Annotated in this window: 14 protein-coding genes; 7 read left to right on the top strand and 7 right to left on the bottom strand. The window is 54.3% G+C overall.

All coding sequences use genetic code 11. From position 1 onward, the window contains the following. Positions 1–74: 74 nt before the first annotated feature. Both gluQRS and dksA read right to left on the bottom strand, forming a co-directional pair. Positions 75–995, bottom strand: a complete 921-nt coding sequence (gene gluQRS / locus ACJJIO_RS05630) for a tRNA glutamyl-Q(34) synthetase GluQRS (RefSeq protein ID WP_444910390.1) — start codon at positions 993–995, stop codon at positions 75–77. Positions 996–1,025: 30 nt separating this feature from the next. Next, complete coding sequence (gene dksA / locus ACJJIO_RS05625; RefSeq protein ID WP_152454721.1) at positions 1,026–1,463, bottom strand: RNA polymerase-binding protein DksA; 438 nt, start codon at positions 1,461–1,463, stop codon at positions 1,026–1,028. Between the two features lie 254 nt (positions 1,464–1,717). On the opposite strand from dksA, the gene sfsA reads away from it, so the two are divergent. Further along, a complete protein-coding gene (gene sfsA, locus ACJJIO_RS05620) occupies positions 1,718–2,416 on the top strand; it encodes a DNA/RNA nuclease SfsA (protein WP_444910389.1) in 699 nt (232 codons plus the stop codon). A 49-nt stretch (positions 2,417–2,465) separates the two neighbouring features. Here sfsA and ACJJIO_RS05615 read toward each other — a convergent pair whose 3' ends face one another. From ACJJIO_RS05615 to ACJJIO_RS05600, 4 genes are all read right to left on the bottom strand, one after another. Next, positions 2,466–2,810 carry a Rieske (2Fe-2S) protein gene (locus tag ACJJIO_RS05615; protein WP_252083158.1) on the bottom strand — a complete coding sequence of 115 codons (345 nt, stop codon included), beginning with the start codon at positions 2,808–2,810 and terminating at the stop codon, positions 2,466–2,468. Between the two features lie 97 nt (positions 2,811–2,907). After that, complete coding sequence (locus ACJJIO_RS05610) at positions 2,908–3,963, bottom strand: S1C family serine protease (protein ID WP_252083157.1); 1,056 nt, start codon at positions 3,961–3,963, stop codon at positions 2,908–2,910. Positions 3,964–4,087: 124 nt separating this feature from the next. Then, on the bottom strand, positions 4,088–4,972 hold the full coding sequence (htpX, locus tag ACJJIO_RS05605) for a protease HtpX (RefSeq protein WP_444910388.1): 885 nt from the start codon (positions 4,970–4,972) through the stop codon (positions 4,088–4,090). Positions 4,973–5,177: 205 nt separating this feature from the next. After that, positions 5,178–5,462, bottom strand: a complete 285-nt coding sequence (locus ACJJIO_RS05600; protein WP_252083155.1) for a TfoX/Sxy family protein — start codon at positions 5,460–5,462, stop codon at positions 5,178–5,180. A gap of 243 nt (positions 5,463–5,705) precedes the next feature. On the opposite strand from ACJJIO_RS05600, the gene ACJJIO_RS05595 reads away from it, so the two are divergent. The 3 genes from ACJJIO_RS05595 to ACJJIO_RS05585 all read left to right on the top strand — a co-directional run bounded on the left by ACJJIO_RS05595 (position 5,706) and on the right by ACJJIO_RS05585 (position 7,929). Next, entirely contained in the window at positions 5,706–6,422 is a 717-nt protein-coding gene (locus tag ACJJIO_RS05595) for a M15 family metallopeptidase (protein ID WP_444910387.1), read from the top strand. A 142-nt stretch (positions 6,423–6,564) separates the two neighbouring features. Beyond that, positions 6,565–7,389: a serine O-acetyltransferase gene (gene cysE, locus ACJJIO_RS05590; RefSeq protein WP_252083153.1), complete on the top strand. Its 825-nt coding sequence runs from the start codon at positions 6,565–6,567 to the stop codon at positions 7,387–7,389. Positions 7,390–7,440: 51 nt separating this feature from the next. Then, the gene (locus tag ACJJIO_RS05585) at positions 7,441–7,929 is read left to right on the top strand and encodes a hypothetical protein (protein ID WP_444910386.1); all 489 of its coding nucleotides are present in this window, start codon (positions 7,441–7,443) and stop codon (positions 7,927–7,929) included. Positions 7,930–8,049: 120 nt separating this feature from the next. On the opposite strand, the gene ppa is transcribed toward ACJJIO_RS05585, so the two are convergent. Beyond that, on the bottom strand, positions 8,050–8,586 hold the full coding sequence (gene ppa / locus ACJJIO_RS05580) for an inorganic diphosphatase (RefSeq protein WP_020412430.1): 537 nt from the start codon (positions 8,584–8,586) through the stop codon (positions 8,050–8,052). Positions 8,587–8,748: 162 nt separating this feature from the next. Here ppa and ACJJIO_RS05575 point away from each other — a divergent pair, with 162 nt between their 5' ends. The 3 genes from ACJJIO_RS05575 (at position 8,749) to ACJJIO_RS05565 (ending at position 12,081) form a co-directional block, all read left to right on the top strand. Continuing rightward, positions 8,749–10,122: a glutamine synthetase family protein gene (locus ACJJIO_RS05575; protein WP_444910385.1), complete on the top strand. Its 1,374-nt coding sequence runs from the start codon at positions 8,749–8,751 to the stop codon at positions 10,120–10,122. An 81-nt stretch (positions 10,123–10,203) separates the two neighbouring features. Further along, entirely contained in the window at positions 10,204–11,592 is a 1,389-nt protein-coding gene (locus ACJJIO_RS05570; RefSeq protein ID WP_444910384.1) for an aldehyde dehydrogenase family protein, read from the top strand. A gap of 24 nt (positions 11,593–11,616) precedes the next feature. After that, a complete protein-coding gene (locus ACJJIO_RS05565) occupies positions 11,617–12,081 on the top strand; it encodes a hypothetical protein (RefSeq protein WP_444910383.1) in 465 nt (154 codons plus the stop codon). Positions 12,082–12,130: the final 49 nt, after the last annotated feature.

The raw sequence follows: 12,130 nt of genomic DNA, 5'->3' as shown, positions 1-12,130 counted from the left end.
AAATCCGCGTGGAGGGTGAAAAGTTAAATGGCGAGCCTGTCGGCTGGCGCAAAAATGTTAATTGCCTCCAACGATCAGTGCAATTGTCGGTCGCGTTTATCGATCTGATGACGCTGCCAGCGTGCAGCAGCCCACTTGAGAATATGTTCTGGCGCCTCGCCCTCCAGCCCATCCGCGACATGAAAGCCGAGAAAATCCAGTGCGGAGCAGAGATTGTTGGCGGCTCGGTTGTCGTCGATGGCCGGAGCGTGGTTTTGTTTGCTGAGTTTTTGCGCCCCCCCCGGCCCCATGACCAGCGGCAGGTGGCCGAAGATCGGTGCTCTGTTATCGAGCAGGTGAAACAGGCGAATTTGTGCAGCAGTGGTGTCGAGCAGGTCCGTTCCGCGCACGATATGAGTAATGCCCTGGGCAATATCATCGACCACTACCGCCAGCTGATAGGCGTAGAGGCCATCGCGGCGCTTGAGAATGGTGTCTTCACGCACTGGCTGGGATTGGGGCCCGCGCCAGATATCTTCGAAGTGCTCCTCACCTCCGGCACAGGAGAGGCGCAGGGCGCAGGCACCTGTGCCCTCGTCTTTTATCCGGCAGGCTTGATTGTCGTGCCCACCATTTTGACGGATCTGGCTGCGTGAGCAATAACATGGATATAGGAGTCCGCGTTGGCGTAACTGTGACAGAACTGCCTCGTACTGGGCGTGGCGCTTACTTTGCCACACCACAGGGCCGTGCCAGTGCAGCCCATGGGATTCCAGGGATTTCAGTATTCGAGTGGCTGCGCCGGGCTCCTCGCGCGGGGGGTCGAGATCTTCCATACGCACGAGCCAGTGCCCACCATGCGCAAGGGCGTCCAGATAGCTGCCGAGAGCGCACACTAGCGAGCCGAAATGCAGAGGACCGCTCGGCGAAGGCGCGAAGCGACCGAAATAGGGCGTTTTACTATTCAAAGTGATAGGGGCGGTCCCGTCGACCGCCCTGTCGAGCTGGGCGATCAAGGGTGATCGCCGCAATACGATGGGGAAAAATCAGCCGGAAAGCTGTTTTTCTTTGATTTCCGCCAGGGTTTTGCAGTCCACACACAGGGTTGCGGTGGGGCGCGCTTCAAGACGGCGGATACCAATATCGACCCCACAAGCTTCACAGAAACCGTAATCATCCTGGTCGATCAGTTCCAGGGTGGCGTCGATTTTCTTAATCAGCTTGCGCTCGCGATCGCGGGTGCGAAGTTCAAGGCTGAACTCCTCTTCCTGGCTCGCACGATCAGCGGGATCGGGAAAGTTTGCAGCCTCGTCTTTCATGTGGGAAACGGTGCGGTCCACTTCCGCCATCAGTTCGGCCTTCCAGGCCAACAGCAAGTTGCGGAAATGCTCCTGCTGCTTCTCATTCATGTACTCTTCGCCCTTAGTCTCCTTGTAGGGCTCAAAGCCGTGCAGAGAATCGGTGCTCGCAGCAGTTTTGGGCATAGTCGTTGCCTCTCTTTCTTTACGGGCCCCCGATAATGGGGGCGATACCACCAAATTCAATCTAGCCTAGACCGGAATCTTTTTGGGTGATGCTTTTTTCACCTATCAAATCAGTTGCGGTGGCAGGCTAATCCTTGCCCCGATTGCCGGTACCCCGGCGACCGAGAGCGAGGAAGCTATCAAATCTGCGCGATTCGCGCCACAAATAGTTGTCTGCTATTTTGTGGCGCTGAAATGTACAAGAGTGCCAGCCAGTGAAGTTTTCCCCTGAGTTACAAAAGGCCACCCTGTTGCGTCGCTACAAACGTTTCCTCGCTGATGTGGAGACGGCTGATGGCGAGAAATTTACCATCCACTGCCCAAATACCGGTTCTATGAAAAATTGCTGGATCGAAGGCGGCGCCTGTTGGTATTCGGACTCGGGCAATCCCAAGCGCAAGTACCGCCACACGCTGGAAATTTGTACAACACCGGATGGATCTCTGGCCGGCGTTAATACTGGACGCGCGAATGCCCTGGTGGAAGAGGCAATAAATTCCGGTGTGGTTAGTGAGTTGCAAGGGTATGAATCCCTGCGTCGGGAAGTGCGTTATGGCGAAGAAAACAGCCGCATCGATTTTCTGTTGTCTGGCGATGCTGGCGACTGCTATGTGGAAGTTAAGAATGTCACCCTGGCGGATGGTGCGCGGGGTTATTTTCCCGATGCGGTGAGTGCTCGCGGTGCTAAGCACCTGCGTGAGTTACAGAAATTGGCTGAGAGCGGTGTACGTGCAGTGCTTTTTTACTGTGTACAGCACAGTGGCATAGATAGCGTAGAGGCAGCGCGAGAAATCGACCCGGCTTATGGTAAAGCCCTCGACAGTGCTGTCTCAGCCGGTGTGCAGGTGCTCGCTTACCGGGCGCGGATGAGCGCCGGTGAAATCGTTTTAGGCGAAGCTCTGCCGTTTCGCTGAGGGAATTTAGAGTAACTGGCCGGGTGGGGGCCACCCAGCCAGTAAAATCTTATTCAGGCAGCAGGGCGTAGAGGCCGTCTTGGGCGTATTCCACGGGTATGGGAGTCAGTGAATCGCCGGTGCAGGGCCCGGCAATACACTCGCCGGTTTCAATGGTGAACAGCGCCCCATGGGAGGCGCATTGGATCAGTGCGCCATCGGGATCGAGGAACTGGTCTTCCTGCCAGTCGAGATTGATGCCGCGATGGGGGCAGGTGTTTTTATAGGCGAAAACCTCGCCCCCTTTCATTACCGCAAACACATTGTCGGTGCCGGCGGCGGTGTCACCGAGGGAGAAGCCCTTGGATTGCCCTTCCGCTAATTCCTCGTAACGGCACAGGAAGTATTTCTGCATAACTGGTCGGCCTTAGGCGCAATTATTTATTCGTTATTGCGGCGCCTTCTCTCCAGATAGGTTGATTTGGGGAAGCTGCGCCAGATTCTGCCCCGATTTATTGGGGCGCCGCGAGTGTAATCGAGGTGTAGCGGATTGTCCCGTTGCGCATTATCCCCAAAGTGATCTGGTCGCCGGCGCGGTACTTCTCCAGTGCGTTGAGCAGGTCGTCGTAGCTGCGGACGGGTTGCTGCTCGACTTCCACGATAACGTCTCCGAGCTGCCAGCCCCCTTGGCGTGTGCGATAAATGCCTTGCAACCCGGCTTTTTCCGCCGGCATACCAGGGGCTGTGCGCAGCACCGCCACACCTTCAAAACCGTAGCGGCTGCTCCACTGATCCGGTGCGGATTCAATGCCGAGAATCGGTCGCACCAGGCGGCCGTAGTTAATCAGTTGCGGCACTATTTTCTTTACAGTATCCACAGGAATAGCAAAACCGATGCCCACACTGGCACCGCTGGGGCTATAGATGGCGGTATTTACCCCGATCAGACGGCCGAGGGAATCGAGCAGAGGACCGCCAGAGTTGCCGGGATTAATGGCGGCATCAGTTTGAATCACATTGCGAATGGTGCGGTTGTTGGCGGCCTCGATTTCACGCCCCAACGCGCTGACCACTCCGGTGGTTAGGGTGGTATCGAGGCCAAAGGGGTTGCCGATGGCGAGTACTTTTCGGCCCACAGAGAGTTCACTGGAAGTACCGGCAACCAGTGGTTTAAGTAATTTTTTCGGAGCCTCGATTTTCAACACCGCCAGATCTTTTTCTGGAGCGGAACCCACTACAGTGGCGGGCCACTCACTGCGGTCCTGCAGGGTGATTGTGACTTTACGCGCGCCCTCGATGACATGGAAATTGGTCACAACGTGACCCTGTTCATCCCAGATAAATCCACTGCCGGCGCCTTTGGGTACTGCGTGCAGGCGCAGGGTTCTGCGATCGCGAACCAGGGTTTCATTGGTGACATACACCACAGAGGGGCTGGCAAAATTAAACACCTGCATGGTGTTGCGTTCGTCATCTGTGGCGAACTCCTGTACCTCTGCGTACAGGGGAGCACTGAGAATGAATAAAAGGATCGACAGAATAGTGGGCAGAGTTTTAAGCGGTGTCATGGTCGCTGTCTTCGCTTTAGCACTTTAATGAAAAGTTTACTTTGCTCGTTGTGAGGGAGTGAAGATGGGGGCGCGGCAAAGAATTAAAACCCGCCCCTAAAACGTGCCAACAGCAATGAGGGTATTACTTACGGAAGTTTTGTAGGGCCAGGATACGATCATCCAAGGGCGGATGGGTGGCTAATAGTGCGCCCATATTGCCGAAAATACCGAAGGCTTTCATATTGCCTGGCAGAGGTTCCTCATGACCCCGTTCAGATTCCACTTTGAGCCGTTGCAGTGCGGCGATCATTGAATTGGGACTGGCGAGGGTGGCGCCGGCGTGGTCTGCGCGGTACTCCCGACGGCGGCTGAACCAAGCGATGATAAACATGGCGAGGAAGCCAAAAATTATATCCATCACGATAGAGGTAACGTAATAGCCGATGCCAAGGCCTTGCTCATTGCGCAGTATCACCCGGTCGACAAAGAAACCGACCAGCCGTGCAAAGAACATCACAAAGGTATTCACCACTCCCTGAATCAACGCCAGAGTTACCATGTCGCCATTGGCCACGTGACCGATCTCATGGCCGATCACCGCACGGGCCTCTTCGCGGCTGAAGCGCTGCAGTAATCCGGCGCTTACAGAGACCAGGGCATTGTTGCGATTCCAGCCGGTGGCAAAGGCGTTGGCTTGGGGCATGGGAAAAATACCCACATCCGGCATACCGATATTGGCCTTGCGCGAAAGCTCCCGCACAGTCTCCACCAGCCATTGCTCATCGGCGCTGCGCGGCTCGGTGATAATCTGGGTGTGGGTACTCATGCGGGCGATGGTCTTGGAGAGAAACAGGGATATAAACGAACCACCAAACCCAAAAAGAGCGCAGAGGAGTAACAGTGCCCCCAGATTCAGGTCGACCCCGTTGGCCTGAAGGATGCCCCCGATGCCAAAAATATTGAAGATGATGCCAACCAGAACTAATACCGCAAGGTTGGTCAGCAGGAATAGCCCAATGCGCAACATCGGCTCTCTCCGTCTCTTTGCCCTTAGACAAGTTTAGATAGGTTGTGGTGGTTTGTGTGTCAAAAGCTCGAGTTATTGCGTAGCCGTAGCATGGGGTAAGGCATTAAGGGCCTGTGCGAACGTCTCGGTACATCTTGCGCAGGCACTCAGATGCGCAAGGGCCCCAGCGTAGCTTTTCCCTTTCTAAAATTGTTGGTGACAGGCTTTAGTTTGAATTCTGTGTAGCCAGCAGGCGGTCGGCTTCAGTGACCAATTGCTGTTTAAGATCTGGGTCCAGATCGTTCCAATGCACATCGAGTAGAGCACCTTGCAGTGCATAAAGCATGACGCGCGAGGCGTTGATCCCGCGGTTGCGAATACTGATAAAGGCCTCAACCGGGCCAATACGATGGAGGTCTTCGTAGGTGCGAATACCAATGGAGTGAAGGATGTTAACGGAGGCGAGCCCCAAATTTTTCAGCTTAAGTAGTTCTGATTGACTTGGGTGCATTCAGTTTTCCCTGCAAGGTTTTCCGTCCAGTAGTCACGATCAATCCCCAATCGCGGGGCTGAACTTAACATAAATTAGCAAGCTGCCAACAAAGATAACCGCCGCATGGCCTAAGACAGCGCCTATTACTTTGCCTAGCATTTCCATTGGCCACTTATTCCATGCCGCTCTTTGGTAGAGTAATAGCTGGGGGTTTACTCACTTTAGCCCGCCTTTTGAAAATCGCCTGTCTATAGGAGCCAAATGTTATCCACACCGCTTAAGAGTATGCTCTTCGGGCTAACCGATATGCACGTTATCCTCGATCCACCCTCAGGACAGCTGCTGCACCCTGAGGCACTGGTGGCATTCCAGCGCCTGCGGCGCGATGCGCGAGATGCCGGTTTTGACCCCAAGGTGGTCTCAGGTTTTCGCAGCTTTGAGCGCCAGCGCACCATCTGGAATAACAAGGCACAAGGCCTGCGTCCAGTGCTGAACACCGATGGTGTAGAGCTTGAAGTCTCTAGGCTGCCACCGCAGGAGTTAGTGCTGGCCATACTGCGTTGGTCGGCACTGCCCGGTGCCTCGCGCCACCATTGGGGTACTGATTTCGACATTATCGATGCCGCCGCTGTAACCGAGGACTACCAGGTACAGCTCACCCCACAGGAAGTGGCCGATGATGGGGTTTTTGGCGCTTTTCACCAATGGCTGGATCAGCGTATAGCCGCGGGGCAAAGTTACGGCCTGTTTCGTCCCTATGCCGAAGATCTCGGTGGCGTTGCACCTGAGCGCTGGCATTTGAGTTATGCACCGCGAGCCCTGGAGCTACAGCACCTGCTGACACCCGAACGCCTGGAGGCGCAGTTGCGCTCCTGCGACTTGGCGCTGTGTGACACGGTTTGCGAGCAGCTGGAGCAAATCTATACGCGCTTTGTATGGGTTCCGGATCACTGTTATCCAACAGATATGCCGCTCTGAGCAAAATCTACGTAAATCGGTACGCTTTATTTTCACCGCCGGATGGCGCTTGAAAGGCCCTGGTATTCCTGCGAAGCTGCGCGGGCCCAATGGCGCAAAGTTGTGTGAGACAAATCAAATACATTAGGAAAGCGTCGGGAAAATGAGTACGACAGGTGAGGAACTGAATATCGACAGCCAAACTGAGCCCAGAGACGTATGGAGTGCTATGCGCGCAGAGGCTGCCGCAGCCGCCAGGGATGAACCGATTCTGGCGAGTTATTTTCACAATACGGTGCTGCGCCATAAGTCGGCGGAGCACGCAATCGCAGACCAGTTAGCCTCAGTCCTGGATCACAATGCACTCACCTCCACCGCTTTGCAGGAGGTGATCGCTTCGGCCTTGCAGGCTGATACAGGGATATCCCGCAGTATGCTGGCGGATATCTGTGCCTGGTACGATCGCGATCCCGCCTGTGATCAGTACCTCACCCCCTTTCTCTACTTCAAGGGCTTTCATGCACTGCAGTCGCACCGAATTGCCCACTGGCTGTGGAAGCAGGGCCGCACGACGCTCGCGCTGTACTTCCAGAGCCGTGTGTCGGAACAGTTTTCTGTGGATATCCACCCCGCAGCTCAATTTGGCAGCGGTATTATGATTGACCACGCTACGGGCCTGGTCGTGGGAGAGACCTCGGTGGTGGGCGACAACGTCTCTATTTTGCACTCAGTGACTCTGGGCGGCAGCGGTCGCGGTTCCGGGGATCGCCACCCGAAGATTGGTCATGGGGTTATGATCGGTGCCGGCGCCAAGATATTGGGGCCTGTGCGGGTGGGTGAGGATGTGAAGATTGCTGCGGGTAGCCTGGTTCTACAGGACGTCCCCGACCACACCACAGTGGCCGGTGTCCCCGCGCGTCAAGTCGGTGGCCGGATAGAAAAGGCCCCCGCCTTTACCATGGATCAAACCCTGGATTCCGAAGAATAAACTGGCTGCAGCAAGTATTATCCAACCAGCATTACACATAGGGATTGAGTGATGACCCAAGCCACCTATAGCCTGATTTTCCGCGGCGACCTGATTGCCGGGTTTACTGCCGGAGATGTGAAGGCCAATTTGGCGCGCTTGTTTAAGAGCAGTCCGCAGGCAGTGGAAAAACTGTTTAGTGGTCGACCGCTGGTGCTGCGCAAGGGATTGAGTCGCGCCCAGGCGGAGCAATTTCAAGCGACCCTGGCCAAGGTTGGGGCTCAGGTCAACCTGAAAAGCGAGGGGGGCCCTGAAAACATCCCTCCGGTGCCCGAGCCGAGTCAAACACCTCAGCCAGAGGGCCCTCGCGTTCCAAACTGGACGCTCGCGCCAATGGAGGGCAATCTGATTAAGGACCACGAACGTGAGCAGATAGCGGAGGTGCAGGTGCCCACCGAACATATCAGCCTGCGCGCGGCGGAGGGGTTGTTACTGGATGAGAGCGAGCGGGCCGAAACAGTTGCTGCACCAGTCAATATTCCCCAATGGGATCTCAATTAGATCTTCTGCGATTCGCGTTGATTACAGCGCCCAGGTATAAAAAACCGGCTAGATGCCGGTTTTTTTATACCTGTCAGCCCGGCCAATACAAAATCGTGCCGGGCTTAAGAGAAGCTGTGATTAGCCTTCTTCTTTCAGGTAGCGCTCGCGAGAGGAAAGCACTTCTTTGCGCGCTTCTTCAGCGTCGGCCCAGCCTTCCACTTTCACCCACTTGCCGGCTTCCAGAGCCTTGTAGTTCTCGAAGTAGTGTTCGATCTGCTTGAGCAGCAGCTCGGGCAGGTCGCCAATTTCCTGAACGTGATCGTACAGCTTGGTCAGCTTGGTGTGAGGTACCGCCAGCAGCTTGGCGTCAACACCGGATTCGTCGGTCATTTTCAGAACGCCGATCACGCGAGAGCGGATTACGGAGCCAACCATTACCGGGTAGGGTGCCACTACCAGTACGTCCAGGGGGTCGCCGTCTTCGGACAGAGTCTGGGGTACATAACCGTAGTTGGCTGGGTAGAACATGGGAGTGGCAACGAAACGATCCACAAATACGGCGTCTGAGTCCTTGTCCACCTCATATTTGATGGGGTCGGAGTTGGCAGGGATCTCGATGATTACGTTGATATCGCTGGGCAGGTCTTTACCTGCGGGGATCTTGTCGAAGCTCATTGCTGGTCCTGAACTGGGTAAAACGAAAAATTTGGAGCGCGGATTATATATGCAGTTCGGCACGGCTGAAAGTCACGCCCTTAAAGGAAATATGGGGCGTCAAGGCTCGGCTGGCGGGTCTATCCTGTAGGACATTGATAACAACAATGGGCAGGGATGGCCATGATCAAAGCGCGGGAGGTAAAAACCGTTCAGGAGGCTCGTGCCATCGTTGAGGGGCGCGGTCTCAGTCATGTGAAAGTGGGCCTGTTTGATTTGGATGGGGTCATGCGCGGCAAATATATGAGCCGTGAAAAATTCTTCTCTGCCCTGGAGCAGGGGTTTTCCTTCTGTGATGTGGTGCTGGGCTGGGATGTCAAAGACCAGCTCTATGACAATACCCGTTATACCGGCTGGCACACGGGCTACCCAGACGCGCCGGTGCGCATCCTGCCGCACAGCTGTCGCGATATTCCCTTTGAAGACAATATGCTGTTATTTCTGGCGGAGTTTGATGAACGTGCTCAGGTCGTGTGTCCGCGTGCGGCTCTGCAGCGGGTGGTAGACCGTTGTCGGGCTATTGGATTTGAGCCCTTCGCAGCTTTGGAATACGAGTTCTTTTTATTTGATGAGACACCCGAGTCGGTACGGGAAAAGGGCTTTCGCAATCTGAAGCCTTTCACGCCGGACTGGTTTGGCTATTCAATGCTGCGCAATTCGGTTCATGCCGAACTCTACCGGGAAATCCTCGAAATGGGTGAGTGTATGGACTTCCCTTTGGAGGGGCTTCATACAGAAACCGGCCCAGGGGTTCTCGAAGCGGCAATCGCCGTGGATAGGGTCGAGGCTGCTGGGGATAAAGCCGCACTGTTTAAAACCTTTATGAAAGTACTGGCCCAGCGTATGGGCCTGATGGCGACTTTTATGTCGCGCTGGTCTAGCGATCTTCCCGGGCAGAGTGGCCATATTCATTTATCGCTGCGCGATTTGAATAACGGCAATGCCGCGTTTTTCGATGGCTCTCAGCCCCAGGGAATCAGTGAGACCATGCGTTACTTTATCGCCGGCCAACAGCGCCTGATGCCAGAATTCCTGGCTCTGTTCGCGCCAACTATCAACAGCTACCGTCGCCTGGTTCCGGGTTTTTGGGCGCCTACCGATGCGAACTGGGGCGTGGAAAATCGCACCACGGCCTTGCGTGCCATCCCCGGCGGGGAAAAATCACAGCGGGTGGAATACCGCCTGGGCGCTGCAGATGCCAACCCCTATCTGGCGCTGGCCGCCGCCCTGGGCTCCGGCCTTTACGGAATCATGCAGCAGTGGCAGCCCAGTACGCCCATCGAGGGTAATGCCTATGCACTAGCGCAAGAGGCACAGCAGGCGTTGCCTACCACTTTATGGGATGCCACCCAGCGTCTAAAAAATTCCGAGACGGCTCATGAATTATTCGGCAGTGAATTTATTGAGCATTTCGCCGCCAGCCGGGAATGGGAGGAGCGCGAGTATCGCCGCCATGTTACTGACTGGGAGCTGGATAGGTATTTTGAAATTATTTAAATGGCCCTTTTAAAAGCCCGCTTTTGTGATTTTTTGGATGGTAAGGAAATCAAAATAAGCCGTGGATAAGGAATATTTAATATGCACCACCTGCGCTGTATTTCCCCTGTCGATAACAGTGTATATCTGGAGCGGGCCCTGGCCGGCGAGGCTGAAATTCGTGTGGCCCTGGATAGGGCGGCGGCTTCACAAAAAGCCTGGCGATTGACCCCTCTGGTGGAGCGTATTGCCATTGTCCACCGTGCAGTGGAGTTTTTTACCGAGCGCAAGCATCGTCTGGCTGAGGAACTCTGTTGGATGATGGGCAGACCCATTCGTTTTGCACCGGGCGAAATAGACGGCTTTGCAGAGCGCGCTACGGCCATGGCAAATCTGGCAGAGGAGGCCCTTGTAGATATCCATTTGCCAATTAAACCAGGATTTTCCCGCTTTATACGCCGTGAACCGCTGGGGGTTTCCCTGGTGATCGCCCCCTGGAACTACCCCTATTTAACCGCGGTAAATGCACTGGTGCCATCTTTGCTGGCTGGCAATGCGGTCATATTAAAACATTCGGCACAAACGCCCTTGTGCGCCGAGCGTATGGTGGAGGCTTTCAGGGAAGCGGGTCTGCCCTACGGAGTATTTCAATATTTGCATCTCAATCATTCCAATACGCAACGTTTAGCCAGTGCCGAAGAAATCCAGCATATTGCTTTTACCGGATCTGTTGACGCCGGGGCCAATATAGAGCGTATTGTTGCCGGCCGATTTATCCAGTTGGGACTGGAGTTGGGTGGTAAGGACCCCGCTTATGTGCGTGAAGATGCGGACCTTGAACTGGCGGTAGAGGCTGTAGTGGATGGTGCTTTTTTTAATTCCGGCCAGTCTTGCTGTGGTATTGAACGTGCCTATGTGCAGGAAAATCTATTCGAAGAATTTGTCGAACGCGCCGTGGCACTAGTGGGTGATTACCAGCTGGGGCGCCCCGATGATCCTCAAACAACCCTGGGTCCGTTGGTCAATGCGGAGGCTGCCGACAAAGTGCGCACTCAAATTGACGAAGCTGTGGCCCAGGGCGCCCAGCCCCACCTGCACAGCAGTAAATTTTCCATGGACAGGCGCGGTACTCAGTATATGGCACCACAATTACTTACTGGTGTGCGACAAAAAATGCGGGTAATGCGCGATGAATCTTTTGGCCCGGTTTTGGGGGTGCAAAAAGTCCATGACGATGGTGAAGCTCTAGAATTAATGAATAACAGCCCTTTCGGTTTGACGGCAGCTATTTTTTCACAGGATGAAGAAACTGCCCTGGCAATTGGCGATCACTTGCGAGTGGGCACAGTGTTTCTCAATCGCTGCGACTATTTAGACCCGGAATTGGCCTGGAGCGGCGTTAAACAGTCTGGCAGGGGATGTACTTTGTCCAGAGTCGGGTTTGAGCAGCTAACCAGGCCCAAATCATTTCATTTTAAAGTTGGGGGCTAGTAAACCAGTAAAGAGGGAAAATTTGTGAGGTGGATTAATTGTTGTATTTATGGATTGTTTTTAATTTGCCCTCTGGCGTCAAGTGCGGAACCTTACCTTTATGAAAATATTACTTTAGAGATTCCTGATGGCTGGTCGAAATACAAAGATCCTTACAATAATAATGTAGGGGCTAGTTTTAGACAGGAGCGCACGGGTAACCTGATGTTCTTAATTCTTAGGAAGGGGTTGTTGGTTAATGGAGGAGACCCCAGTGCGTTCTTAAAAATGCACCCATTGGAGCATCCAGTTTCTTCGGTACAGATTGGCAAATATTCAGGTTACTTTGTCACTTTTACATCGGAAGGGAAGTGTTCGGCAAATTGGTTTTTGGGGGATGGGAGCGATCTACTGATTGCGTCCTATCAAGGTGACTGTCATTCAGTGGATTTTACTCCAGTGATTAAGTTGGTTGAATCTGTCGAGCCCTTAGAAGATGTAGTCGATTAATGATGATTCTGCTGGTTTTATAGGTCCAATTACTAAAATGACAATCGCG

The sequence above is a fragment of the Microbulbifer mixtoriginis (SeqCode) genome (assembly GCF_052467235.1).
This window is presented reverse-complemented; position numbering and strand designations above follow the sequence as displayed.

What these genes read in the sequence shown, in the direction of transcription:
- dksA (WP_152454721.1), bottom strand. Translation starts at nt 1,463, where the DNA reads ATGCCCAAAACTGCTGCGAGCACCGATTCTCTGCACGGCTTTGAGCCC.
- ACJJIO_RS05615 (WP_252083158.1), bottom strand. Translation starts at nt 2,810, where the DNA reads ATGCAGAAATACTTCCTGTGCCGTTACGAGGAATTAGCGGAAGGGCAA.
- ACJJIO_RS05610 (WP_252083157.1), bottom strand. Translation starts at nt 3,963, where the DNA reads ATGACACCGCTTAAAACTCTGCCCACTATTCTGTCGATCCTTTTATTC.
- htpX (WP_444910388.1), bottom strand. Translation starts at nt 4,972, where the DNA reads ATGTTGCGCATTGGGCTATTCCTGCTGACCAACCTTGCGGTATTAGTT.
- ACJJIO_RS05600 (WP_252083155.1), bottom strand. Translation starts at nt 5,462, where the DNA reads ATGCACCCAAGTCAATCAGAACTACTTAAGCTGAAAAATTTGGGGCTC.
- ACJJIO_RS05595 (WP_444910387.1), top strand. Translation starts at nt 5,706, where the DNA reads ATGTTATCCACACCGCTTAAGAGTATGCTCTTCGGGCTAACCGATATG.
- cysE (WP_252083153.1), top strand. Translation starts at nt 6,565, where the DNA reads ATGAGTACGACAGGTGAGGAACTGAATATCGACAGCCAAACTGAGCCC.
- ACJJIO_RS05585 (WP_444910386.1), top strand. Translation starts at nt 7,441, where the DNA reads ATGACCCAAGCCACCTATAGCCTGATTTTCCGCGGCGACCTGATTGCC.
- ppa (WP_020412430.1), bottom strand. Translation starts at nt 8,586, where the DNA reads ATGAGCTTCGACAAGATCCCCGCAGGTAAAGACCTGCCCAGCGATATC.
- ACJJIO_RS05575 (WP_444910385.1), top strand. Translation starts at nt 8,749, where the DNA reads ATGATCAAAGCGCGGGAGGTAAAAACCGTTCAGGAGGCTCGTGCCATC.
- ACJJIO_RS05570 (WP_444910384.1), top strand. Translation starts at nt 10,204, where the DNA reads ATGCACCACCTGCGCTGTATTTCCCCTGTCGATAACAGTGTATATCTG.